This window comes from Alkalimonas delamerensis, assembly GCF_030717955.1.
GTDB lineage: Bacteria > Pseudomonadota > Gammaproteobacteria > Enterobacterales > Alteromonadaceae > Alkalimonas > Alkalimonas delamerensis.
Map to the genome: position 1 here is coordinate 86,951 of NZ_JAUZVY010000002.1, position 25,518 is coordinate 112,468.

The 25,518-nt window shown below is 51.0% G+C and carries 18 protein-coding genes; 11 read left to right on the forward strand and 7 right to left on the reverse strand.

Annotation, left to right across the window (positions count from 1 at the left end):
- Positions 1-60: 60 nt before the first annotated feature.
- Both purU and Q3O59_RS04960 read left to right on the forward strand, forming a co-directional pair.
- The gene (gene purU, locus Q3O59_RS04955; RefSeq protein WP_305944521.1) at positions 61-897 is read left to right on the forward strand and encodes a formyltetrahydrofolate deformylase; all 837 of its coding nucleotides are present in this window, start codon (positions 61-63) and stop codon (positions 895-897) included.
- Between the two features lie 56 nt (positions 898-953).
- Positions 954-1,505 carry an H-NS family histone-like protein gene (locus Q3O59_RS04960; protein ID WP_305944522.1) on the forward strand — a complete coding sequence of 184 codons (552 nt, stop codon included), beginning with the start codon at positions 954-956 and terminating at the stop codon, positions 1,503-1,505.
- Positions 1,506-1,743: 238 nt separating this feature from the next.
- On the opposite strand, the gene Q3O59_RS04965 is transcribed toward Q3O59_RS04960, so the two are convergent.
- Entirely contained in the window at positions 1,744-2,487 is a 744-nt protein-coding gene (locus tag Q3O59_RS04965; RefSeq protein ID WP_305944523.1) for a YciK family oxidoreductase, read from the reverse strand.
- 217 nt (positions 2,488-2,704) lie between these two features.
- On the opposite strand from Q3O59_RS04965, the gene Q3O59_RS04970 reads away from it, so the two are divergent.
- The 3 genes from Q3O59_RS04970 (at position 2,705) to Q3O59_RS04980 (ending at position 6,823) form a co-directional block, all read left to right on the forward strand.
- Positions 2,705-5,098, forward strand: a complete 2,394-nt coding sequence (locus tag Q3O59_RS04970; protein WP_305944524.1) for a VolA/Pla-1 family phospholipase — start codon at positions 2,705-2,707, stop codon at positions 5,096-5,098.
- An 82-nt stretch (positions 5,099-5,180) separates the two neighbouring features.
- Positions 5,181-6,173 carry a protease SohB gene (gene sohB / locus Q3O59_RS04975; RefSeq protein ID WP_305944525.1) on the forward strand — a complete coding sequence of 331 codons (993 nt, stop codon included), beginning with the start codon at positions 5,181-5,183 and terminating at the stop codon, positions 6,171-6,173.
- A complete protein-coding gene (locus Q3O59_RS04980) occupies positions 6,137-6,823 on the forward strand; it encodes a class I SAM-dependent methyltransferase (protein ID WP_305944526.1) in 687 nt (228 codons plus the stop codon). The genes sohB and Q3O59_RS04980 overlap by 37 nt, the downstream gene beginning before the upstream one ends.
- A gap of 53 nt (positions 6,824-6,876) precedes the next feature.
- Here the strand turns inward: Q3O59_RS04980 and Q3O59_RS04985 are convergent, their stop codons facing one another.
- Positions 6,877-8,220: a dicarboxylate/amino acid:cation symporter gene (locus Q3O59_RS04985; protein WP_305944527.1), complete on the reverse strand. Its 1,344-nt coding sequence runs from the start codon at positions 8,218-8,220 to the stop codon at positions 6,877-6,879.
- A gap of 169 nt (positions 8,221-8,389) precedes the next feature.
- On the opposite strand from Q3O59_RS04985, the gene Q3O59_RS04990 reads away from it, so the two are divergent.
- Entirely contained in the window at positions 8,390-10,615 is a 2,226-nt protein-coding gene (locus Q3O59_RS04990) for an Ig-like domain-containing protein (RefSeq protein WP_305945106.1), read from the forward strand.
- A gap of 88 nt (positions 10,616-10,703) precedes the next feature.
- Here Q3O59_RS04990 and astB read toward each other — a convergent pair whose 3' ends face one another.
- Complete coding sequence (astB, locus tag Q3O59_RS04995) at positions 10,704-12,047, reverse strand: N-succinylarginine dihydrolase (protein WP_305944528.1); 1,344 nt, start codon at positions 12,045-12,047, stop codon at positions 10,704-10,706.
- Between the two features lie 217 nt (positions 12,048-12,264).
- On the opposite strand from astB, the gene topA reads away from it, so the two are divergent.
- Positions 12,265-14,859 (forward strand): type I DNA topoisomerase, encoded by a 2,595-nt coding sequence (gene topA, locus Q3O59_RS05000; protein WP_305944529.1) that lies wholly within the window; start codon positions 12,265-12,267, stop codon positions 14,857-14,859.
- A 48-nt stretch (positions 14,860-14,907) separates the two neighbouring features.
- Here topA and Q3O59_RS05005 read toward each other — a convergent pair whose 3' ends face one another.
- Both Q3O59_RS05005 and Q3O59_RS05010 read right to left on the reverse strand, forming a co-directional pair.
- Positions 14,908-15,678, reverse strand: a complete 771-nt coding sequence (locus Q3O59_RS05005) for a hypothetical protein (protein WP_305944530.1) — start codon at positions 15,676-15,678, stop codon at positions 14,908-14,910.
- A 36-nt stretch (positions 15,679-15,714) separates the two neighbouring features.
- Positions 15,715-16,407, reverse strand: a complete 693-nt coding sequence (locus tag Q3O59_RS05010) for a sensor histidine kinase (protein WP_305944531.1) — start codon at positions 16,405-16,407, stop codon at positions 15,715-15,717.
- A 180-nt stretch (positions 16,408-16,587) separates the two neighbouring features.
- Between Q3O59_RS05010 and cysB the strand changes: the two genes are divergently transcribed.
- Both cysB and Q3O59_RS05020 read left to right on the forward strand, forming a co-directional pair.
- Positions 16,588-17,565 (forward strand): HTH-type transcriptional regulator CysB, encoded by a 978-nt coding sequence (gene cysB, locus Q3O59_RS05015; protein ID WP_305944532.1) that lies wholly within the window; start codon positions 16,588-16,590, stop codon positions 17,563-17,565.
- A gap of 104 nt (positions 17,566-17,669) precedes the next feature.
- Complete coding sequence (locus Q3O59_RS05020) at positions 17,670-18,569, forward strand: LysR substrate-binding domain-containing protein (RefSeq protein ID WP_305944533.1); 900 nt, start codon at positions 17,670-17,672, stop codon at positions 18,567-18,569.
- Positions 18,570-18,578: 9 nt separating this feature from the next.
- Here the strand turns inward: Q3O59_RS05020 and rimO are convergent, their stop codons facing one another.
- A complete protein-coding gene (gene rimO, locus Q3O59_RS05025; protein WP_305944534.1) occupies positions 18,579-19,892 on the reverse strand; it encodes a 30S ribosomal protein S12 methylthiotransferase RimO in 1,314 nt (437 codons plus the stop codon).
- A gap of 199 nt (positions 19,893-20,091) precedes the next feature.
- On the opposite strand from rimO, the gene Q3O59_RS05030 reads away from it, so the two are divergent.
- Positions 20,092-21,747, forward strand: a complete 1,656-nt coding sequence (locus Q3O59_RS05030) for a response regulator (protein ID WP_305944535.1) — start codon at positions 20,092-20,094, stop codon at positions 21,745-21,747.
- Between the two features lie 50 nt (positions 21,748-21,797).
- On the opposite strand, the gene Q3O59_RS05035 is transcribed toward Q3O59_RS05030, so the two are convergent.
- Entirely contained in the window at positions 21,798-24,374 is a 2,577-nt protein-coding gene (locus Q3O59_RS05035) for a TonB-dependent receptor (RefSeq protein WP_305944536.1), read from the reverse strand.
- 463 nt (positions 24,375-24,837) lie between these two features.
- Here Q3O59_RS05035 and psrA point away from each other — a divergent pair, with 463 nt between their 5' ends.
- Positions 24,838-25,509, forward strand: a complete 672-nt coding sequence (gene psrA / locus Q3O59_RS05040; protein WP_305944537.1) for a TetR family transcriptional repressor PsrA — start codon at positions 24,838-24,840, stop codon at positions 25,507-25,509.
- Positions 25,510-25,518 lie beyond the last annotated feature (9 nt).

Genomic DNA, 25,518 nt, shown 5'->3' on the forward strand with positions numbered 1-25,518 from the left:
GACAATAAAAGTTTGCCCCCCCAATAAAAGGTTTGGCATGAATAAAAGCAGTGAGCAGCTATGGAACGTAAAATTTTAAGAACAGAATGCCCGGACTCGAAAGGATTGATTGCTGGTATAACCGGTATCTGCTTTGAGCACCAGCTTAATATTATTCGCAATACCGAGTACGTTGATCCGGTATCGGGCCAGTTTTACATGCGGACCGAACTGGAAGGCCAATTTAATGACGCTGCTCTGCTGCAGCAACTGGACCAAATGCTGCCCGCAGGCAGTGAACGCAGTTTATTGCCGGTCAGTCGTCGCAAGCGCATGGTGATATTGGTCACACGTGAATCGCACTGCCTGGGCGATATTTTAATGAAGGTATTCGATGGTAGCTTGCAACTGGATATTGCTGCTGTGGTGGGCAATTACCCGGAGCTGGCGGATTTAGCAGAACGCTTTGGCATTCCTTTTCATCATGTCTGCCATCTGGATAAGAGCCGCCAGGCCCATGAGCAAGCCCTGCTGGAAGTGATTGAGTCGTATCAACCGGATTATTTGGTGCTGGCTAAATTTATGCGGATATTAACACCGGACTTTGTCGAACGTTACCCCGAGCGTATTATCAATATTCATCACAGTTTTTTACCGGCTTTTATTGGCGCCAAGCCTTATCAGCAAGCCTTTGAACGCGGTGTAAAAATCATTGGTGCAACGGCCCATTTTGTCAATAATGCGCTGGATGAAGGGCCTATCATTGAGCAAATGGTCAGCCGGGTCGATCACAATTACAGTGCGCAGGATATGGCAAAGGCCGGTCGTGATGTTGAAAAAGCGGCTTTAACCAAAGCACTGAAACTTATTCAGGAAGATAGGGTCTTTGTCCACGGCAATAAAACAGTTCTGCTTTAAACACATGACTGGAGTACAATAAGCTGGCTGTGCTAGGATAGTGTGTATTTTATTGTATGTCTAAAGTGAATTGTTCAGGAGAGTTTATGTCTGTATTAAGCGATAAAAAAGCTTTAAAAAAAGCAGCGGAAGAACTAACCGTTGTTAAGTTACAAGAAGTAATCCGGCAATTGAATGATGTACTGGAAAGCCGGCAACGTGAAGCCGAAGCTTTGGCCGAGGTCGAAGAGCTGGTTCGCCAAAAGGGCTTTACTCTTCAGCAGTTAGGCATATCCGTACAGCATGAGCTGGCGCCAGCAAGCACTGATGTTGTGACGGAAAAACGTCCGGTGAAACCTAAGCTAAAGTCCATCAATAAAGAAAAACAATACTTTTATGTGGATGGCGGTAAGTTGCAGCTTTTAAAAACCCACACCATGAAGCAGGGACTGCGTGATCGTGGCATTTCAATTCTATCATTTGCCGATGTCAGTAAAAAACATCAAAAAGAAGTCCAGGCTTTGTTGGCAGATGCTGAGCAGCAAGCCATTAAAAACTTCAATGCCAAAGTTCAAGTCTGGAATCAATGGGCTCAGCAACACGGTGGTGAGATTTTAGAGCCGAAGTAACGGCTTACTAAGTTGACTTCATCAACAAAAGCCCTGCAGTCAATTGGCTGCAGGGCTTTTTTAATCAGTCGGTGCAACTTTATTTAGTTTTCATCCAGAAACGGGCTCCTGCCCTTATTCTGGAACGACAAATGAAAATTTCGATTTCCATTTGTCTCGCATTTTCAATGCGTTACCACGCAGTGAAAATGGCAGCGCATCCCTGCACTGCGCTAGTGCCCGCCTTTCAGGACGGGCACTATTTAGGCTGGGCGTCCAGCGACTGCCCATTGACATCCAGGCTGTCATCGGCCATCAGATACAGATACAACCACATCAGGTCGGCGGGTGTTTTAAGTTGTTGGGCATTTTCTGCTGGGTAGGCTCTGGCCCGCATGCTGGTGCGGGTTGCGCCCGGGTTAATGCAATTGACCCGAATATTGCTGCCAGCGTACTCGTCGGCCAGTGTTTGCATCAGGCCTTCGGTGGCAAACTTGGAAACCGCATAACTGCCCCAGTAGGCCCGGCCCTGACGTCCAACGCCGGATGAAGTAAAGACCACCGAGGCATGTGGCGCTTTGCGCAGTACCGGCATCAAGGCCTGGGTCATTAGCATGGGTCCTGTCAGGTTGACTTGCAGCACATCCTGCCAGATATCGGCTTTGATGTGCTCAAAGGGAGCTAAACCGCCTAAAATGCCGGCATTGTGCAGCAGGCCATCCAGTCGACCAAATTCACTGGCGATGGTGGCGGCCATATCCTGGTAGTTTTTTTGGCTGGCGCCTTTTAAATCCAACGGCACGATGGCAGGCTCGGGCCAGCCTTGTGCACAAATGGCATCGTAGACTGCGGTCAGTTTTGCCGTGGTTTTTCCCAGCAAGATAACCGTTGCGCCATGTCGGGCGAATGTCAACGCTGCTTCTTTACCAATGCCATCACCGGCACCGGTCACTAAAATGACTTTATCCGCCAGGGCATTAGGCGGAGCCTGATAACTCTTCATTGCAGTCTGGGTCCTCGTTTGAAAGGCAGACAGCATACGCTTTTTGCACTTTTTTTTCATCTTTTGCGATAGAAGCCTTGTTTTCAGCTAGCGATTTCTGTGCGATTGAGTTAAGTTTAACTGGTCTAAGCTGTTGCTCTAGGCAGCTCAAACTTGAAAAAGATCAGTCAACACGCGTTGTTGCAAAAAACAAAAAAGTGAGGACAGGGGAGAATCTATGAAAAAGCTTGCGATTAGTCTGGCTGTGGCTGCTGCATTGGGTCTGGCCGGTTGTGGTGATTCACTGGATGACATTAAGCAGGAGGTAGAGCAGCAGGGATCCCAGGTGATTCCCGCCGCACGCGTGGTGTTTGATCCAGGTGCGGGTCAAGTATCTGTGCCCAATGATTTGTTGTTTCTGGGCACGACCGATGGCACCTTGACGCTGGACGCTGATAGTCAGGACTACAGCAATCCGCAAACAGCCTTGGGCGTGCTGGATGGCTGGTCGACCCAAAACCCGTTTAGCATTGAATTGCGTTTTCCGGCGGACGTTAGCCTGAACGCACAAAGTGCCAGTGACCCCCAAGCCGTCCGCATTTTTGAAGTGGTGATGGGTGGCCCAACATCCAGCATTGATGCTTGTCGTGAGCTGCCACAAGGCGTGGCTTGCCAAATGGTCGGTGAGCTGGCATTTGGCCAGGACTTTATTACTGTGCCCAGTGGCAACAATGTTGCTGTGATTCCATTGCGTCCACTCAAAGGCAAAACTACCTACATCGTAGCCCTGACTGATAGCCTGCGCGACTCCGAGGGACGCTCCATCAAGCCATCCACCACATACGAGCTGTTGCAGCAGGATTTAGCAACCTTACCACTTGGTTCTCCGCAGCAACGTCAATTGCAGGGTGTGATCAATAGCTTTGAAGCTGCGGTGTCGTCGGGCGACCTGAACCGCTCCAGCATTATTTACACTGCCGCCATCACCACCCAGTCGACAGCGGATGTGTTGGCGACCACCAAGCAACTCCTGGCCGCAAGTATTCAGCAGGGTGCTCAGCCGGTAGTTCAAGTACAGGATACCGGATTGCGTGTGTCCGACCTGAGTCCGCAGTTCCCTGCTGAGCAAGGCTTTGGCCTGGTGCGGCTGTTTCAAGGCAGCGTGACCTTGCCATACTATTCCGGCATTCCCACTGCGGACAACCCTACCGGACCACTCAATGACAGTTGGAAAGCCCGTTGTGACAGTGGCGCCATTATTGCCAGTTTGGGCCCAGAGCAAATCCTTGCGTTGGAGTCACAGCTTGAAGGCCAGCAAATGATGAACGACGCATTCTGCAACGCTGCCTCTGGTGGTGCTCTGCGCGACTTCGGTCTGGATGCGCGCCGTCACCTAACCAAGTTCAACACCATTCCAATGCCACGGATGCAAGCCACTCTGGATGTGCAGATGACGCTGCCGGATGACAATGCCTTCGATATGCCGGCCAATGGTTGGCCGGTGGTGATGCTGCAGCATGGCATTACTTCCTGCAAAGAAAATATGCTGGCGGTCACCAGTGCCTTAACTCAGGCTGGTTTTGCGACTGTGGCCATTGACCACCCTCTGCATGGCAGTCGTGGCTTTGGTGCATTGAACACCTCTGGCGCCTCTTGCGGACAGCAAGGCAGTGCGACGGTGTACATGAACCTTGGCAATTTGCCAGTGACGCGTGACAACCTGCGGCAGAGTATGGCCGATATGCTGGGGCTGCGCTTAGCGCTTAACTTCACCCAAGGGGCGAATTTAGATACCAGTCAGGTGCATGTACTGGGGCACTCCTTAGGGGCCATTGCTGGTTCCGGCATGGTGGCTTTGGCCAATACGCCGACCGGTAATCCGCAACTGGATGCGCTTTATCAGGTGCGCTCTGTTGGCTTGGCAATGCCTGGTGGTGCAGTAGCCAACTTCTTGTTGGACTCGCCGCAATTTGGCGGTCTGATTAAAGCCAACGTCATTTTAGGAGCAGGCGATGCCAGCTCGGCACGTTTTGGTGCTTTTGCTGATGCCGGTAGCTGTACCGCGCCAACATCAGAAGAACCTACTGCAGCCGAGCAAAATGCCTTTGCCACTTGTGCGGCTCAGTACGTTGATGCATTCCTGACGGAGTTAACCCTGGATGGTGAAGCTGCGCTGCTGGCATCCATTCAAGGGAATTTAACGCAGTTTGCCTTTGCCGCTCAAACCATTACCGATGCCGGCGATCCGAACAACTACCTGCATCAGTTAATGGCCACCGAGACACCAGTGCATATGCTGATGGTGGCAGGTGATGGTGGCGATAACCTACCCGATCAGGTGATTCCGAACGGCTTCTTCTCACCGACGGCTGCACTGCAAGCCGGCTCCATGCCTCTGGCCGGAACCGAGCCAATGGCCCGTTTACTGCAAGCGGATGCTGTTGTGGAAGCTGGCCTCAATTTTGTTGAGGGAGCCACCATCAGCCGCTTTAATGCCGGTGATCACGGTTCGATTTTGAGCCCTGCAGCCAGTCCAGCCGTAACTCTGGAGATGCAGCGGCAAATGGCCAGCTTCTTTGGCAGTGGTGGTGCTGTGGTCAACGTGACTGACCCATCGGTGCTGCATGACTAATCTTTGATGCTGTATCTGCAAAAGCCCGGTTTTCCGGGCTTTATTTTTAGGTACAATGCAAAAAAGTCAAAAGGAGAGACACTTGGAATTTCTATACGACTATGGCCTGTTTTTAGCGAAAGCGGCTACCACCGTTTTTGCCATCGCCTTGGTAGCAGGCATTATTGCCAATAGCGCCATCCGCCACAAACCGAAAAAAGGCGAGTTTCAGTTTATCGACTTATCGGATGATTTTGCTCAGCTCAAGCAGAACCTCAAGGCGGAACTGTTGGATAAAAAAGCCTTCAAACGCTGGCAAAAAGAGTACAAAAAGCTGCAAAGCGACGCCAAAAATACCACCTTTGTGATTGATTTTCATGGCAGTATGGGGGCATCAGAGGTGGATGCTCTGCGCGAAGAGGTGACGGCCATCCTGGCGGTTGCCGAGCCTGATGACGACGTACTGGTGCGACTGGAAAGCGGTGGTGGTGTGGTGCACGGCTATGGTCTTGGCGCTTCGCAGCTGGATCGCTTGCGCCAGCGCAAGATCACGCTCACCGTGGCGGTGGACAAAGTCGCAGCCAGTGGTGGCTACATGATGGCCTGCATAGCCAACCGCATTATTGCGGCCCCCTTCGCCATCATTGGCTCCATAGGTGTTCTGGCACAGCTACCAAACTTTCATCGTTTGCTGCAAAAAAACGACATTGATTTTGAGCAATTCACAGCAGGTGAGTACAAAAGAACCGTAACGCTCTTTGGCGAAAATACCGATAAAGGGCGCGAAAAGTTTCAGCAAGACCTTGAGCAAACGCACCAGCTGTTCAAAGACCATGTGGTGCAGCATCGCGATGTGGTCGATGTTGAGCAGGTTGCAACCGGCGAGTACTGGTTGGCCAGTCAGGCACTGGAATTAAAGCTGGTGGATGCCTTGCAAACCAGCGATGATTTCTTGTTGCAGCGGGTAGAGCAGCGCCGCTTGCTACAGGTAAAGTTTCAACCGAAGAAAAAACTGGCCGAGCGGGTAGGCGCTGGCGCCAGTGTGGCCCTGCAACAATTGTGGCAGAAAATGCCCTTTGGGCTCTGGGGCCGCTGAAGGTGGAAGCGGATTTTTGGCAGCAGTCCTGGCAGCACCCCACTCCTGGATTTCAGCTGGATGCCGTGCATCCGTTATTGCCAGCTTGTTGGTCCAGGGTTTGTCAGCCGCAACACCAGCAGGTTTTGGTGCCTTTGTGTGGTAAAAGCCCGGATCTGCTATGGCTAACACAGCAATGGCCTGTGCTTGGGGTGGAGCTGGTTGAGCGGCCGTGCCGGGAGTTTTTTCGCGAGCATGGGCTTGTGGTCGAGCAGCGGCGGCAATCCCCTTTCAGGGTGCATCAGGGCGATGGCATTGCGATTTTGCAAGGGGACTTTTTCCAGCTCACGGCAAACTGGTTGAATGGACCTGTTGTGGTTTATGACCGAGCAGCACTGATTGCCTTGCCCCCGCAGATGCGTCAGCAGTATGCAGAACACTTGCGCCAGCTGTTGCCGGCAGGCAGCAGCCTGCTACTCATTAGTTTGGAATACCCACCAACTGAAAAGCAGGGGCCGCCTTTTGCTATCACTGAGTTGGAGATACGTCGGTTGTTTTCAGCTGCAGACATTGCCCTGCTGGCCATTCGAAACTTAACCGGTCAGGGCTTTGCTCGCCGAAGCTTCGCCACCAGTTACCTGATTGAAAAAGCCTGGTGCATTCAATTCTGAGGAGCTCCCAGAGCATCCATATGCCGCTCTGGGGTGTTACTTGCTCTTCTGAGTTAGCCGTTGTGCAGATGGGTAAAGTCGACTGACTCTTCCTCTTTTCGACCTGCATCTGGATCATTGAAGACTTTTTCATCCAGCTGCTGCTCACTTTTTGCAATCACGCAGGATACCATGGAGTCGCCGGTGATATTGACGGCGGTTCGGGTCATGTCCAGCAAACGGTCCACCCCGATAATCAGCGCAATGCCCTCTACCGGCAGACCCACTTGTTGCAATACCATGGCCAGCATGATCAGACCCACGCCAGGAACGCCTGCCGTGCCAACTGAAGCCAAAGTTGCTGTTAACACCACCATCAGGTAATCGGTTAGCGTCAGGTCCACCATAAAGACCTGGGCAATAAAGACAGTGGCTACCCCCTGCATAATGGCGGTGCCATCCATGTTGATGGTGGCGCCAAGGGGAACTGTGAAAGAGCCAATGCTATTTTTTACGCCCAGTTTTTTCGTGACCGTTTCCAGTGTCACCGGTATGGTGGCATTGCTGCTGGAGGTACTAAAGGCAAAAAGGGCAGCATCGCGCATCTTGCGCAAGAAAATTACCGGGTTGAGCCCGGTCAGCACTTTGAGGAGCGCAGGATAGGAAACAAAGCCATGCAATAAAAGCACGCCAAGTACCACAAAGAAATAGGCTGCCAGACTGCTGAACATATCCAGCCCCATGGTGCTGAACACACGGACCATTAAACAGAACACGCCATAAGGTGCCAGATTCATCAAAATGGTGACCAGCTTCATCACAATGGTGTTCAGATCCTGAAACAAGTCGGCGATGCGTTCACCGGTTTTGCCGCTCATGGCTGTGGCAATGCCAAAAAGCACGGCAAAGATAATGATTTGCAGCATGTTGCCTTCAGCCATCGCATTGATAGGGTTGCGCGGGAACATATTGATAATCACTTGCGCCAGTCCCGGAGCTTCGGCGGTGCTGAAGCTGGCGTCTGTTTGCATCTCAACGCCTTGACCTGGCCCGATCAGCAAGGCTGCCGATATCGCCAGGGTAATGGCGATGGCCGTGGTGATCAGGTAAAGACCCACCGACTTGGCGCCCAGTCTGCCTAAGGTACTGGCGTCAGACAGGGATGTGGTGCCGCAAACCAGAGAAATAAATACCAGAGGTACCACCAACATTTGCAAGCTGGCTATAAATATCTGGCCGCCAATGTGAAAGAGGCCATCAATAAAAAATGCGCGGATGGGCAACTGAAATAAAAATAGCGGGATAAGCCGCTCATCCTGGCCTGCCAAGATCCACTGAAAGAAGGCTCCGAGCAGTATGCCAGCCACCATCCCTATCACAATTTTACTGGTCAGGCTTAGTTTTTTATGGGTTTGCATAGTGAATTTGAGACGAGTTTTGAAGGTACTTAAGGGTATCAGGTTGCTTTTGTGCAACCAACTCCATTTAATTTTTTTTTAAAAAAAGCTGTGACGGCTGGATAAATCGTGGGATAAGATACAGAATAGATATCAAACAATTAAAATTATAAAGGTTGGGAGTTTGTTGATGCGTTCAATCCAGCTTATTTGCACCTCAATACTATTGTCTGTTTTTCTGGTTGCTTGTCGTGGTGGTGGTACACTCGACAGTGGTGGTGGGACCGGCGGTACCGGAGGAACTCCTCCTCAGTACTCATTGGCGTTGGTCTTGCTGAATGCTGAGGATGAGCAGACAACTGAACTTTCTGAGCAGCAGCCGCTGACAGCGCGTGCAACCTTGTCTGCGACCCAGGGGGCTTCGGTTGCTGGAAAGGTGATTCAATTTTCAATCGATCAGACCGGGCTGGCAGAGCTGTCCACATCAACAGGTTCTGTGTTGACCGATGCGAATGGCGTTGCGCAGATCAACCTGTCGGTGGGAGCCAGCAGTGGGGCGGGTGAGCTTAAAGCGGAACTGATCGATGATGAAACCATTTTGGCGACGGCAAGAGCAGGTTTTCAGTCAGCCGGTGACGGCGGTGGTGATACCGGAGTTGCCATTTCAAGTGTACGTTTGTTAGCGGACCGCACCCAGTTGGGCTCTGGTGCCTCTGATGTGGTGCAGCTCTCAGCCCTGGTTCGCGATAGCAATAACGTCTTATTGGAAGGGATCCCTGTCACCTTCTCATCCGATTCAGGTGAGCTAATCGTCAGCTCACCCTTAACAGAGCAAGATGGTGTTGCAAAAGCAACATTGAGTAGCCAAATCGATAAGACGATTCGTGATATCACCATTCGTGCACGAGTGAATAATGTTTTGGATGAGCTGGTGATTCGTGTAGTCGGCACTACATTGGAGGCCGTTGCACCTTCGGCTGTGGTGTTGGGTGACAGCGTCTCATTGAACTTTTCATTGCAAGATGCTGCTGGCCAGGGGATACCCAATGAAGTGCTTTCAGTGTCTTCCGAACTGGGCAACCCACTTAGTGAAACTTCACCTGTTACAGGCACCAATGGACAGGTCAGTATTAGTTACGATGCTGTGACCAGTGGTGATGATACCATTCTGGTCTCGGCTTTGGGTATAACTCAAACCATTGCCATTAGTGTTAAGGCGGATAGTTTTGTCTTTTTATCCTCTGACGATGCAGCCATTCCTGAAGTCGATTTAAATACACCTTCATCAATGATACTTGAATGGTTGACCGACGGTGTTCCTAATGCCAGCCGCGATGTGTTGTTTTCTACCACCCGCGGACAAATTGCCAGCACTGAAGCTGGTTTATCAAACGAAAGTGTAGTGGCTGAATCAACAACCGATAGTGATGGCCAGGCTGAAGTCTTTATTCAATCCTCTTTTGCCGGCCTTGCTACTATTTCAGCCCGGGGCGGTGACAATGAAGTCAGCACTCAGAAAGTTGTGGAATTTGTTGCTACCAACCCGACCAAAATGGAGGTTCAGGCTTTTCCTGCTCAGTTGGTTTCAGGTGACAGCAGTTCAGTTCGGGCCATTGTCCGTGATGTGAATAACAATCCGGTTAAAAATCAGTTGGTGGCCTTCTCATTGGATAACAGCGCAGGTGGCTCCATCAGCTCAGGTACAGCGACCACCAATTCTCAGGGGGTTGCTACCACATCGTTCACCGCTGATTTATCCACCGGTGCAGGTGTCGAAGGTGAGAATTTGATCATTACCGCTTCTTTGGTCAGTGATGCCAGTGTCTCTGATGCCACCGATATTGCGGTGGGTGGACGGACGTTATTCTTCCGCTTCGGTACCGGTAATATTGTTGAAAGCCCTTCGCCAAGTCTGTATCGCAAAGAGTTCTCAGTTATTGTAACGGATTCATCCGGTAACCCCGTTGCCAATCAACCTCTAAACGTTGCAGCAGTCTCGTTACGGTATCGTAAAGGGGTATGGATTAAAGATCCTCCACCACCAGAAAGCTTCAAAATCTGGGTGCCTTCAGTGACCGCGCACTGTGAAAGTGAAGACGTCAACTTCAATGGTATTTTGGATAATGGTGAAGACTTGAATGGCGATGGTCAGCTCACTCCTGGCAATTTGGCAACAGTACCATCCACCATTACCTCAAACAGCGATGGCATTGCGGTGTTCAATGTCACTTATCCAAGAGATGTAGCACCTTGGTTGGATGTACGCTTACAAGTGTCTGGCTTTGCTGCTGGCACAGAAAATATCAGCTACCGTGAGTTTGGATTACCAGTTGCTGCTGCCGATGTTTCGCAGGAAAACTCACCACCACCAGCGAATCCGTTCGGATCTTCAGGCAGTTGTTTTGATACGCTGTAAACTACACTCATAAAAAATGAGCACTAAAAAACCCGCGATTGATTCGCGGGTTTTTTTATAGCCTTACGGGCTTCACTGCACTTCTATGTCAGCCACGTTGGAAAGGATAGACAGAGCCAAGGTGTAAAATCTGCGTCAATTCATCCAAGGCTGCACGTGATTCCTGCAGCAACTGAGGATCGGCCAGGTCGGCTTCGCTGATCTCATCACGGTAGTGTTTGTCGACCCATTGGTTCAGGGTGTCGAACAAAGTGTCATCCAACAACACATTCGGGTTCACCGCCTGGCGCTCCTGCTCGCTCATGGCAACGCGCAAACGTAAACAAGCCGGGCCACCGCCATTGCGCATGCTCTGCTTCACATCGTAGTAGTGGACCTGACGAATGGGGGTGCCACGACCAGTCAGCTGCTCCAGGTAACCAGCAACACGATCGTTATCGCGGCATTCGGTGGGTGCAATAATGGCCATCTCACCATTTGGCAGGGTGATCACCTGGGTATTGAACAGGTAGGTTTTGATGGCATCATCCACAGCGACTTCTGAGCTTTTGACTTCGATCAGGTGCAGTTCGCTGGCATTGCCAAATTTACGCTGCAGCTCTGCCAGTTTCTGCTCTTTCTCGACAAAGGCTTCTTCGTGGAAGAACAACACATTCTGGTTGCCTACGGCGATCACATCGTTGTGAAAAACCCCTTGGTCGATCACATCCGGGTTCTGTTGCATGTAGACCACATGCTCGTCGGATAATCCATGCAAGCGGGCAACGGCTTCACATGCCTCCAGCGTATGACGCGCTGGGAAGCGCTTAGGCGCCGGTTTACTGGCATCAAAGGCATAGCGTCCAAACACAAAGAGTTCGACGCCCCTGGCGCCATACTCGCTGCATAAACGGGTATGGTTGGCTGCACCTTCGTCACCGAAGTGATCGTTGTCCGGTAAGTGCCGGTGATGAGCGAAGTGGTTTGGATCGGCAAACATGGCCTGCAAAATACGACCTGTGGTATCTGGCTCTAAAGAGCGGTGGAATTTATTGGTCAGGTTGGCCGGGGTAAAGTGAATTTTACCATCGGCGGTATCCGCGCTTGGCGAGATGGTGGCCGCATTCGCTGTCCACATACTCGAGGCAGAGCAAACGGCACGAAGCACGGCGGGTGCTTGTTTCGCTGCCTTGCTGATGATATCGTGATCGCTACCGGTAAAACCGAGACGGCGCAAGGTATAGACGTCTGGCCGCTCTTGCGGTGCCAACACGCCTTGCACCAGGCCCAAGTCCCGCAATGCTTTCATTTTTTGCAGGCCTTGCTTTGCTGCCTGGCGTGGGCTGGAATTATTGCGGGCGTTATTCAGCGAGGCAACATTGCCAACGGATAAACCGGCATAGTTGTGCGTAGGGCCAACCAGCCCGTCAAAATTAGCTTCAAAGTACTTCATTTTTACTTGTATCCTTCCGTTTGGCTGGCTCTGTTGTTTTTATTTGGCCAGAGGGATTTGCTTTATTGGTTTGATGAATTAATCATCAAGGAGCTCAAAAAACCGAGCTTGACAGCATAATAATGAGTTTATGGGCTTGTCACAACTTCCGTTTGCAGATATACGTTAAAAAAGAAGGTTCCATCAGCGCATTTTTTCAAAGATTCTTAGGGTTGAGATGGCGAAATCACTGGTTATAGTCGAGTCACCGGCAAAAGCGAAGACGATTAATAAGTATCTGGGCAACAATTTTGTTGTGAAGTCCAGCGTAGGGCATATTCGGGATTTACCGACCAGCTCGAGCAAGGATAAGGACAAAACCAAAAAAGCAACCAGCGCTTTGAGTAAAGAGCAAAAAGCCTATCAGGCATTGGTTGACCGCATGGGGATTGATCCGGCAAATGGCTGGCAGGCCCGCTATGAGATTTTGCCGGGCAAAGAAAAAGTCGTCAAAGAGTTAAAGACGCTGGCGGACAAAGCGGATACCGTCTATCTGGCCACGGATTTGGACCGCGAAGGAGAAGCCATCGCCTGGCATTTGCAACAAATCATTGGTGGCGAGCCACAAAAATTTAAGCGTGTGGTCTTTAACGAAATCACCAAAAACGCCATACAGCAGGCTTTTGAAGAGCCTGGTGATGTCAATGTGGATCGCGTTTATGCGCAGCAGGCCCGGCGTTTTCTGGACCGGGTGGTGGGCTTTATGGTCTCGCCGCTGTTGTGGAAAAAAATTGCCCGTGGCTTATCGGCGGGTCGGGTGCAATCGGTGGCTGTTCGACTGGTTGTTGAGCGCGAGCGTGAAATCAAAGCCTTCAACCCCGAAGAATACTGGACGGTCCAGGCTGAGACTACCACTGCTGCCGCACAGGCTTTGCAGCTGGATGTCAGCAAGCACCAGGGGCAGGCGTTTCGACCGGTCAACAAAGCGCAAACAGAACAAGCGCTGGCTGCACTGCAGCAGGCGGATTACCGGGTAGCAAAGCGTGAAGACAAGCCGAGCAGCAGCAAGGCTCAGGCACCTTTTATTACCTCCACTTTGCAGCAGGCTGCCAGTACGCGTCTGGGCTATGGTGTGAAAAAGACCATGATGCTGGCCCAGCGGTTGTACGAGGCCGGTCATATTACTTACATGCGAACCGACTCGACCAACCTGAGTCAGGATGCGGTTCAGGCCTGTCGCGATTACATTGAACAAAACTTTGGCAGCAAGTACTTGCCGCCGGAGCCACTGCGTTATGGCAGCAAAGGCAATGCGCAAGAAGCGCACGAAGCCATTCGTCCCTCGGATGTGCAGGTTCAGGCGGCCACCTTGGGCGATATGGAAGCCGATGCCCGTAAACTGTACGAGCTGATTTGGCGTCAGTTTGTTGCTTGCCAGATGCCTGCAGCGCAATACGATGTCACCACCATAACCGTCGAGTCAGCTGACTTTGAACTGAAAGCCAAAGGGCGTGTGCTGCGCTTTGATGGTTGGACCAGAGTACAGCCTGCGGTGAAACGCAAAGGCGATGAAGACTCAGTGCTGCCTGATGTCAAAGCGGGTGAGGTCCTGGCATTGCAGCAATTGTTGCCACAGCAGCACTTTACCAAGCCGCCGGCGCGTTTTAGCGAAGCGAGCCTGGTGAAAGAGTTGGAGAAGCGGGGCATTGGACGGCCATCGACCTACGCTTCCATCATCTCCACCATCCAGGACCGTGGCTATGTCCGCATTGAAAACAAGCGTTTTTATGCCGAGAAAATGGGTGAAATCGTCACCGATCGTTTGCTGGATAATTTCAATGAGCTGATGAGCTTTGATTTTACCGCCAACATGGAATTAAAGCTGGATGACATAGCTCACGGTGAGTTGTCTTGGCGTGAAGTGTTGGATAGCTTTTACCTGGGTTTTTCAGAGCAGTTAAAACAAGCCGAAGCCGACGAAAACGAAGGCGGCATGAAGGTCAACCAGTTTGTTTTAACCGACATTGATTGCCCGACTTGTGGCCGTAAAATGGGCATCCGTACCGCTTCCACCGGGGTGTTTCTGGGCTGCTCCGGCTATCAGTTGCCACCAAAAGAGCGTTGTACTACCACCTTGAATCTGGTGTCCGGTGATGAGGCTGTGGCGGATGTCGATGACGAGGAGCAGGAAACCGAAGCCTTGCGGCAGAAGCGCCGTTGTGCCAAGTGTGGGACAGCGATGGATTCTTACTTGATTGACGAAAGCCGGAAATTGCATGTCTGTGGCAACAACCCTAGCTGCGATGGCTTTGAGGTGGAGCAGGGCAGCTTTAAAATTAAAGGCTACGATGGCCCTGTGATTGAGTGCGACAAGTGTGGTTCGGACATGCAGTTGAAATCCGGCCGTTTTGGCAAGTACTTTGGCTGCACCAACAGCGACTGCAAAAATACCCGGAAATTGTTGCGCAATGGCGAAGCAGCACCACCGAAAGAAGATCCGGTGCATTTGCCTGAGCTGCCTTGCGAGAAGTCCGATGCTTACTTTGTGCTTCGCGATGGCGCGGCAGGAATTTTCCTGGCGGCATCTACTTTTCCGAAATCACGGGAAACCCGGGCGCCTTTGGTTGAAGAGCTGGTTCGTTTTCGCGATCGCTTGTCGCCGAAGTTCCTGTATTTAACCGAAGCTCCGGTCAAAGACGATGCCGGTAATCCAACCATTGTCCGTTGGAGCCGGAAAACCAAACAGCAGTACGTGATGACCGAGCAAAATGGCAAAGCGACTGGCTGGTCTGCCTGGTACGAAAATGGTCGTTGGAAGGTGACAGAAAAATAGCAGCTTTGCAGTCATTGCAGAAAAAAACCAGCTTCGGCTGGTTTTTTGTTACCACTTGCGTTTGGGGGCAAACAGCTCGTCCAAATCCTTATTTTCCTGCTCTGCTTTTTTATCCCTGTCACGCTGATTGGAGTTTTTCAGCTCATCAGAGATTTCTTGCAGTGACTGCATCACTTCCGATTTACGGGTAATGACATACTCCGTCTGATGCGGCGAGCCATCAAGCGCGGCCAGTGCTTTCTCAAAATATTGACGCGCAGAGCCCAGCATTTGGGTTGAGCGAGCTTTCATCCCCCGTTTGATTTGGCTTTCAACATTAATACGCAATTGCAAAGCCTCCAGACGGCGGTCTTCCTGAATCACTACCTCAGTATCTACATTGCCCCTGGCGTGCTCTGAGCGCAAAATAATCCGTAATTTCTTAATACCCTGAATCAGAGCGATCAATACCTTGTCATCATCGGGCAAAGTAATGCCTTCGGAAACCTGTTGTTCATCCGAGCTTGCTCCAAATTCTTTGAGCCGGTTTTGCGTTTCGTTCAGCCGGTTCTTGATGTCTTTGGAGCCCGGTTCTAGCTCTACCATGGCTTTTAGGGTAAAGGCGATGCGGCGCAGTAACACCTGGCTAATCGCCGGCGTTAGCGGCACATTGGCCGAATTCATCAGGATATCTTCGGTATCTTCCAAAATAGTCCGTAGCTTACTGAATTCTGCACGTTTCAAAGCAGCCATCCGATTACGATGTTGCTGTATCGCATTGACGATCACGGCAATGATCACCAGTGCGATGACCAAAATAACAATCAGAGTTAGTAACATCGATACCTCAAAGTCTGTTCAGCCGATACCTTGCCATCAGGGTAACTGCAGTCGGAACATGCCACCACCAAACTGACCACCATTGCTTAGCTCAATTTGACCATGGTGCCCATGATGCTGGTGCGCTTGTGCAATGAGATTAGCAAAAAACAGGCCAAGACCTGTATGGCCGCGGCTCAGCTCAGCTTTATTCAGCAATTGCTTGCTATCGGCCAGCATAAAGTCTGGAAAGCCGGCGCCATCATCATGCACTTCGATCACCAGCATTGCATCGTGTTGATAGCTTCGGATCAATAACTTCTGTTGAGTATAGCGTATGGCATTGACCACAATGTCATTCACCAAATTCAGGATTAGATCGCGATCTAAAAACCAGTGCAATTCATCCGGGCACTCGATGCGCAAGTCAATCTGTTTTTGCGCTATGTAAAGCTCATTTTTCAGCTGAATTTCTTCCAGCAGATCCATCAGGTAATAGTCATCGATCTGCAGCGGCAGTTGATCGCGCTCCAGACGGTACAACGAAAGTAATTGCAACAGATTGGTGTTGAGCCGGTTGGCTTCGTAATGAATTTTAGCCAGTTCTTGCTGCGACTGGGGGGCCTGCTCGGCCAGATCATCATGCATCAGTTCAATGGACTGCAACAACATGCACAATGAGTTTTTCATATCATGCACGGACGAAGCCAATACGGATGCAAAGTCGATAGGTAAGGGTGTTTTACTCATAAGGTTCCAGTTCCGGCAACCAAGTGTGACTAAAGTAATCGAAAAAAGTCATTTCGTATAGCCAATGCCTACTCTTTCGCATTTTTTTTAGCTACTATTGGTTATAGAACTCTACAGTATCCTAAGTGAACTGGAATATCCAGCCGCTTGCCTTTCAGTCTTGTGACAGGGATCCGACCCATGAAGCTTCAGCAGTTGCGTTACATTGTCGAGGTGCTTAACCATAACTTGAATGTGTCGGCTACGGCGGAAAGCCTCTATACCTCCCAACCTGGGATCAGCAAGCAAGTGCGGATGCTGGAAGACGAGCTGGGGATCCAGGTGTTTGGTCGCAGCGGTAAGCACTTAACGCATGTCACGCCTGCTGGGAAAGAAGTGATTGAAATTGCGCAGCAAATCCTGGCCAAGGTGGAAAGCATCAAAGCCGTGGCTAAAGAGCATACCTTGCCGGATCAGGGTAAGTTAAATATTGCCACAACCCATACTCAGGCGCGTTATGCGCTGCCTCCGGTGATTTCGGGCTTTATTGAAAAGTACCCTAAAGTAACGCTGCATATGCATCAGGGCTCACCACAACAAATTTCTGAAGCCGCTTCACGTGGCGATGCAGATTTTGCTATTGCCACCGAGGCCATGCATTTGTATGGCGATCTGGTGATGTTGCCCTGCTATCACTGGAACCGCAGTGTCATTGTCACCCAAGACCACCCATTGGCTCAGCTAAAGCGCAAGCTCACTGTCGAAGACATTGCCCAGTTTTCCATTGTGACTTATGTGTTTGGTTTTACCGGCCGCTCTGAGTTGGACCGTGCCTTTAATGCCTGTGGGCTTGAGCCGAAAATTGTTTTTACTGCCACCGATGCCGATGTGTTGAAAACTTATGTTCGGTTGGGGCTGGGTGTCGGTGTGTTGGCAACCATGGCGGTGGATCCCACGCTTGACCACGATCTGGTGGCGCTGGATGCCAGTCATCTGTTTGATGCTTCCACCACCAAAATCGGTTTTCGCAAAGGTGCTTTTTTACGCAGCTACATGTACGACTTTATCCAGCGCTTTGCGCCTCACCTGACCAAAGATGTGGTGGAGAAAGCCAATCAGTTGCGCAATCAAGAGGAGGTTGACGCCATGTTTGCCGCCTTCGATCTCCCCAGTCGTTAAGTCTGCTTTTTGTTTTCTTAGATGTCTAGACGTTGATGCGTCTTCCGTTGCCGGTTATGATGGCAATGGTAAAAAATAACGAAAACAGGTGCAAACAGCCCATCATGATCGAGTTAAAGCATTTAAAAGCGGTGCAAGCGCTTAGAGACTCCGGCTCGGTGATGGGCGCTGCTAAGCTGCTCTGTATTACCCAATCGGCTTTATCGCATCAACTCAAAGAGCTGGAGCACCGGATTGGGGACAGCTTGTTTGAGCGTAAAACGGAGCCTTTAAAATTCTTACCGGCGGGTGTGTTGCTGCTGGAGCTAGCCGAACAGGTATTGCCGGCTGTACGGCTGGTAGAGCAAGGCCTTAAGCACGGTAACGCAGTGACCAAACGACCGATCCGCTTTTGCGTGGAATGCCATGCCTGCTATCATTGGTTGCTGCCTGCGCTGAAAGCATTTCAGGCTCTGGAAGATGGCTATGAACTGGACTTAACTGCCAGCATTGAGCACCAGGCTGTCGAAGGCATGGTTCGCAATGAGCTGGATCTGGTGGTGACCAGCGATCAGCGTTTGCTGCCTCAGGTCCACTACCATTATTTGTATCCGATGGAGTTGCGCTTGTTGGTTAGCCCGGATCATCCACTGGCCAGTGCCGCCTTTGCAAAGCCGGAAGACCTGGTAGGAGAAACGCTATTTAGTTATCCGGTGCCAGCTCAACGGCAAGATGTGTTTCGCTTTTTCTTGGCTGAGCGGCCGTTTCAAGGGCGACTTAAAACGGTGGCGCAAGGCAGTCAGATGGTACAACAGGTGGCTGCTGGGCAAGGAATTGCTGTTTTGCCATCCTGGATGGCAGAGCCTTATGCCGGCCAAGGCTTATTGGTTTCTTTGCCGCTGGGTGAGGCCGGGCTCTGGCGGCCCATGTATTTGGCCTGGCGTCAGCAAGATGCATCGGCGGATGCCTATCAGCGGTTAGCCGACCTGTTGCAGCAGCACTTGCCGCAACAGGCGCATCAATAAGTTTGAAGCTTACAGACGTTTTGCCCAGAGATCATAGGCATCGGTGCGGGTAACTTCGACTGCTACCAGCATGCCCGGTTGCAGATCGCTGGCATCATCCAGGTAAACCACGCCATCGATTTCCGGTGCATCAGCAGCGCTGCGACCGACTGCCCCCTGATCGCTCACTTCATCAATCAGGATGGTCAGTTGTTGGCCGACCTTGCGTTCTAAACGCGCGGCACTTATTGCCTGCTGCGTTTGCATAAAACGATGAAAACGTTCTTCTTTCACATCTTCAGGAACCGGATCGGGCAGCTCATTGGCCTTGGCACCTTCTACCGGGCTGTACTTGAAGCAACCAACTCGATCAAGCTGTGCTTCTTGCAGCCAGTCGAGCAGCAGCTGGAAGTCTTCTTCAGTTTCGCCAGGGAAACCGACAATAAAGGTGGAGCGAATGGTTAAATCCGGACAGATTTCCCGCCATGCTTTGATCCGCTCCAGGGTTCGCTCGGCCTGGCCAGGTCGTTTCATCAATTTCAAAATACGCGGGCTGGCGTGTTGAAAAGGAATGTCCAGATAAGGCAACAACTTGCCTTCAGCCATCAGTGGGATCACCTTGTCCACATGCGGGTAAGGGTAAACGTAATGCAACCGGACCCAGATCCCCAGCTCGGTCAGAGCCTGACACAGTGCCAGCATATCGGTTTTAACCGGCTGACCATTCCAAAAGCCAGTACGGTGTTTGGTGTCAACGCCATAGGCGCTGGTATCTTGTGAAATCACCAGCAGCTCTTTCACGCCGGCATTTTTTAAGCGCTGCGCTTCATCCAGCACTTCGCCAATGGGGCGGCTAACCAAATCGCCACGCATTGAGGGAATGATGCAGAAGGTGCAACGATGATTGCAGCCTTCGGAAATTTTTAAGTAGGCATAATGACGTGGTGTCAGTTTTACGCCCTGATCCGGTACCAGCATGGTAAAGGGATCGTATTTGGGTTTAGGAATAAAGCTGTGCACCTGCTGCAGCACGTTTTCATAGGCATGAGGGCCGGTGATCCCCAACACATTGGGGTGAACCTGGCGGATTTCATCTTCACGCGCGCCTAAGCAGCCGGTAACTATGACCTTGCCGTTCTCAGCCAAAGCTTCGCCAATGGTATCCAGCGACTCCTGCACCGCACTGTCGATAAAGCCACAGGTGTTCACAATCACCAGCTCCGCATCCTGATAGGTTGGGACTATCTGATAACCATCGCTTTTCAATTGCGTCAGGATCCGCTCTGAATCCACCAGGTTTTTCGGGCAGCCTAAACTGACAAATCCGACTTTGGGCTGTGACATGAACTTACACCATCAAAACAAAAGGGGGCGTATTTTACTTGAAAGCTGACGGAACCGCCAGTCAGAGTCATGGATTGATTTTGCTCACTTTGTTCATGTTTTGCATGGCTTTCATGGCTCGGAGGACTATAATCACTTCATAACTATCTTTGACTGGCCCCTGTTTGTGTGTCAGACCGTCCTCAGGAATTGACCAGCTATGGAAAAAGCCGATTTAAGCAATCTGGAGTCTCTAAAAGTTCTGATTGTGGATGATCAATACCTGGTACATAACTTACTGAAGTCCTCTTTTGACGAGTTGGGGATTCGTCATATCAAGTACGCTGAAAATGCGTATTACGCACTGCGGCTTTGTGAACAGCAGCGTTTTCACATCGTTATTTGCGCTTTTAACGTCAAAAGCGACAAAGACGGCTTTCATTTGCTGGAGGAGCTCAAGTTTAAAGGTCATGTTAATAAACGAACGGTGCTGATTTTTTTAAGCGCCGAGACCGATGAAAGCCTGGTGAATAGCATTGTCGAATTGCAACCCGATGATTTTTGGGTCAAGCCTCTCGATAGTGCAAGGGTCAAACAACGCCTACCTCAGGTTCTCAACATTAAGCGCACTTTGTTTGATGTGTTTGAAGCCATTGATTTAAAAAATTACAGCAAAGCCATCTACTTAGCCGACCGGCATCTGCTGAACCCTCAGCTTGCTCGTTTTCACTTGCAGCTTATGCGCATCAAAGGGGAAGCTTTGCTGAAGTTGCTTGAGTTTGAGGAGGCGGAGCGCTTTTACCAGCAACTGATGCAAAAACATCAGATGTCCTGGATGTACCTCGGTTATGTCACTGCGCTGCTAAAACAAGACAAAATGCAGCAGATTGAACAGCTATTGGCGGAGATGACCGACAGAGTCGACACCCGTTTCGCGACCTATGATTTATTGGCGCAGTATTACATTGAGCAGCAAGACTTTGATAAAGCCTACGAAGAAATCAAAAAAGCGGTCGCGCTTTCTCCACGCAACATTGAGCGCAATAAAAAGGTCTGGGACTTAGCCCGACTGACGCATGATTTTGAAGGCCAGTACCTGGCAACACAAGCCATGGCGAAACACGCGAAAAACTCCTTGCACGATTCGCCTGTATTGGCTTTGAATGTGATTCGCGCCGGCCTGGACTTGGCTCAAACGCTTAACAATGAGCGCTCTAAAAAAATACTGCAACAAACCGACAAGCAGATTCAGGCGCTGGAGAAAGACTACAAAGAAGCGGCCTTATTCAAAGAGCAGATCACCATTGCTAAAGCTCGGTTATTCCTGGCTACCGATGAACGAAAGAAAGCCGAGAGCCTGGTTGATTTGCATGTGTCGGTTCGACCTATAGTGTCGCTGGACGATAATTTGGATAAGGCCAAAATCTTTCATGAACTGGGGCGGCGGGAAGAGGCTGCGTTGATCATGGATGCCGTGAAAAAGCAAATTTCGTCCGATAATCTGGCCGGCCTGGTGGTTAAAAAGTACGTCGAGCAGGAGTGTGACGAGCAAGATCGGGTGCATTTTACACCGAAGCAACTGCAAAGTATGGCGATTGAGTTTTTTAAGAAGAAAAAGTACGGTGCCGCTTTGTCAGCGCTGGAACAGGCAATGGAGCTCACGCCGAAAAATAACAAAGTGCCCATCAGCGTGCTGAAGGTCTTGACGCTGATTTTTGAAGAGGGAGGCCTGTCGGCCGGACAAAAAGAGTTGGCGCTTCGGACGATTTCCTTGCTGGAGAAAAATCAGCTCCGCGATGAAGAACTGCAGGTGGTCGGGCAGTACAAAGAACGGTTGGCGCCGGTTTTGGCGCAGGCCATGCTGCCGATGGATTAAAAAAAAGGGGCCACAAGGGCCCCAAAGTTACCAGGAAGTGTTGTCTTCGTTTAGAAGTTGAAGGTGTATCTTAGGGTGTAGGTAGCGCCCAGCCAGTCATGCACCGCGCTGGCATAACCATCCGTTGGTGATGACGCATAAGGTGGGTTCTTATCGGTCAGATTACGGACGGCCAGTTGCACCCGGCCATAATCACCAAAGTCATAGCCTGCACTGGCGTTAAACACCAACCAGGAGGAGACGGTTTCATTGCCACCCCAGCGGAAATCGCCATCGCCCATACTGGCGATGTAATTGGCTGTTAAGCCAAGATTCCAGTTGCCATGGCGCCAATCGGTACCAAAATCAGCCACCAGATTAGGGCGGGCAATTTCATTGGCACCGCTTAAACGCCCCAGTAAGTCTTGTGGTGGAGTGTCCGGTGTAATTTGACGCTCATAGCTAAAGGTTTTGGTGGCATTGGCAAAGAAATTAAACTGGCCATGTTGTTGAGTTGCCAGCCGGTAATTCAGTTTGACATCCAGGCCGTCGGTTTTTTGTTGGCCAACGTTAAAGAAACCGTTACGCAAGAACACCAGATCACCCTCGCCACTGACGACACAGCCAAAGCCTGGCAAGTCGGCTTCATTGGTAACGGTTGGGGCGCTGCCACTTAAGCAGTTACGCAAGGTGGTATTGGCGTCGACATCCACAATGTCTTTATGGTCATAGCGCCAGTAATCTGCTGTGAATTGCAGGTTGTCCGTCAGGTTCCAGGAAAAACCAATGTTAATTGCTTCGGAGCTTTCGGCCCCCAGCTCTGGATTACCACGAGTCTCTTGATCAAAGCTGACTTCATCATCGAAGCTGCCACACAGCGCATCAAACTCTTCGCCTGGTCCGCAGTTGATGTAGCCTGTTGCCAGTGCCCGGCCCGCACCCAATTGAGACAGCGATGGGGCTCTGAAGCCGGTGCTCCAGGAGGCGCGCAGGATGAGAGCATCGGTGGCCCGCCAGCGCAGCGAAAGCTTCGGATTGACATCGCCCCCAAAGTCGCTGTAGTGATCGTAACGAATGGCGGCCACCGCATCAATGTCATCGGTCAGTGGCAGGTTAAACTCGCCGTAAAGCGCATACTGTGTTCGATCGGCCTGTGCATCACGGGCACCTAAACCGTAAACGCCATCGGCAGCAGCAATGGCGGCTGGCGTATCTTTAATGTCCTCGGAACGGAACTCGCCACCAAAGACTGAGCTGACAAAGCCCGCTGGCAGCTCAAACAAGTCACCAGAGATGTTAAAGTCCAGGCTGTAGGTTTCTGAACGGCCTCTGCGCGGTGCCAGACTACGAAGATTCGCCAGCGTTGCTTCACTGTTATCGCGGCCCAGGTTGAATGGATTAAAACGCTCGTCGGCGATGGCGTTTAGTACGGCATCGCGATTAAAGTAGCCACGGATATGGCGTACTTCATTTTCAGTGACGCCATAAGTTGCGGCTGCTTCCCAGAACCAGTCACCGGCTTCCCCGCGTAAACCGGTCAGAATGCGAAATGACTCGGTATCATAGGCTTGTTGCCGGCGCTCGGGAAAACGGGTGCGGACGATGATGTTGCTGTCATTGGGGTTCAGCTCGCGAACATCGTCAGGCACCAGGCTGGAGTCTGGTGCAATAGTCACGGTGTAAGCCGTGGCTGAATCGTAGGCTGAGCCTTTGTTGCGCTGGTACATCCCTTCAGCAAACAGCTCCATGTTGTTATCCAGCTGCTGTAGGTGACTCAGGGTGACCCCCAGGCGCTCTGACTCCGGTTGGATCGCACGCTCCATCACGTAGTCGTAACGGCATTCGGTACCACTGCGGACCGTATCATCCCCACACCAGGCTTCCGGGAAATTTTGCCCATCGATGCCAAGGGAGGTGCGAAGGGCGAAAGTCACATCAATAGGACGATCGGCATTAAACAATGCATTGCGGTCAAAGTAATCGACCACCAGGGTGGTGTTGCTGTTGGCTGTGTTAAAACCACCGACATAGGTCAGGTTGTAGCGACTGAAATCGCTGCTTTTGGTATCGTTGCCATACATCAGCGAGATTTCATGGCCTTGGACATCGTCCCGCAAAATAAAGTTAATGACACCGGCGATGGCGTCAGAGCCATAGACGGAAGAGGCGCCATCGGTCAGCACTTCAATGCGCTCAATCGCAGACATCGGGATGGTATTGACGTTGACAAAAGAATCTGCGCCGTTGGCAAAGGAGTCGACCGCAACCCGACGGCCATTGACCAACACCAGGGTAGAGCTGCTGCCTAACCCGCGTAAGCTAACACCAGATGAGCCTGCCGGCGCACCTGCGGCTGTTGCAGTAGCCCCGTTTTCGCTAAAAGTACCAGCGCTGGCTGCCTGAGGTAAGTCCCGCAGAAAAGCGCTGACACTGTCATAACCGCGGTTGGTTAACTCATCCCTGCTGATGATCTGTACCGGGTTGGCACCTTCCATATCGACACCGCGCAGGCGGGAGCCGGTAATGGCGATGCGCTCAACATCCTTAGCGGCGGTTTCGTCTTCACTGGCATAAGCGCCCTGGACCCCGAAAAGGGCAGTTAGGGTTGCCAGAGCTACTTTACTAACACCTTTGTTTATTGTTTTCATGCTTCTTCCTCACTTTGCTTAGGGGTTGCCGTAGGCGGCAATCTGATTGTGAATTAGGTGAAACCATGGCTGTGCCAAAGCATGAACGGATGCTGAAATGCAGCAACGGATGCAAACGAGAGGTGGCGAATGAAATCGTCGTTACTTAAGTAAGACTTGATTAAAACTACATGCGGCACCGCTGTATGGCACAGCGGTTGGGCTAATTATTGAACCACTCGGATAAGTAGTAGGGGGATACAAAAGGAGAGTTGCAGTAGCAGCGACTTTGCGATGGCGAAGCAGGCATTGGGCATCTCCTTTTGGTTGATAACTAATCAGGCCCCATAAACTCGCTGAAAAGTCATGCAGTGTCAACCCCTTTGTTGACACTAAAATCCAAGACCCTGACTCATCGGATTAGTACTTGACAGTTTTCAGGTTCAAACGTACATTTCAAACAGTTGTTTGAAATGGGGTGAGCATGAGCCGAATACAAACACAACAAAAAATTCTGGATGCTGCCGAGGGCTTGTTTGCCGAGTCCGGTTTTAACGATACCTCTTTGCGGCAAATCACCAGCCAAGCCGAAGTTAACCTGGCCGCGGTTAACTATCACTTTGGTTCGAAAAAAGCCTTGATCCAGGCGGTGTTGCAGCGCTATTTGCAAATTGTGATGCCGCGGCTGGAGCAGCAGTTTGATGCCTTGTTAGCACGACAGCAGCCATCGACTTTGTCTGAGGTGCTGGCTGTGTTCGTACAGCCTTTGCTGGAATTAAAGCAGGTAAAGCCGCAGGGCACCACCTTATTTTTGCAACTGCTGGGACGGGGCTATACTGATGTGCAGGGACACTTGCGCAAGTTTATCAGCCACCATTATGGCTCAGTGTTAAATAAGTTTGTGCTGTTGGTGCAGCAGTCTTGCCCATCTTTGAGCAATGCAGAGATTTTCTGGCGTTTGCATTTTTCGTTGGGTACGGTGGTTTTTACCATGGCATCCAGCGAGGCATTGTTTGATATCGCGGCTGCCGACTACCAGGAGCAAGCGGATATCGCCAGTGTGATCCGCCGGCTGCTGCCTTATTTGGCTGCGGGCATTGCCGCACCCACCATCGACTCTAAACAACTCGACTTAATGGCCCAGGCCACATTTTAAGGATACCAC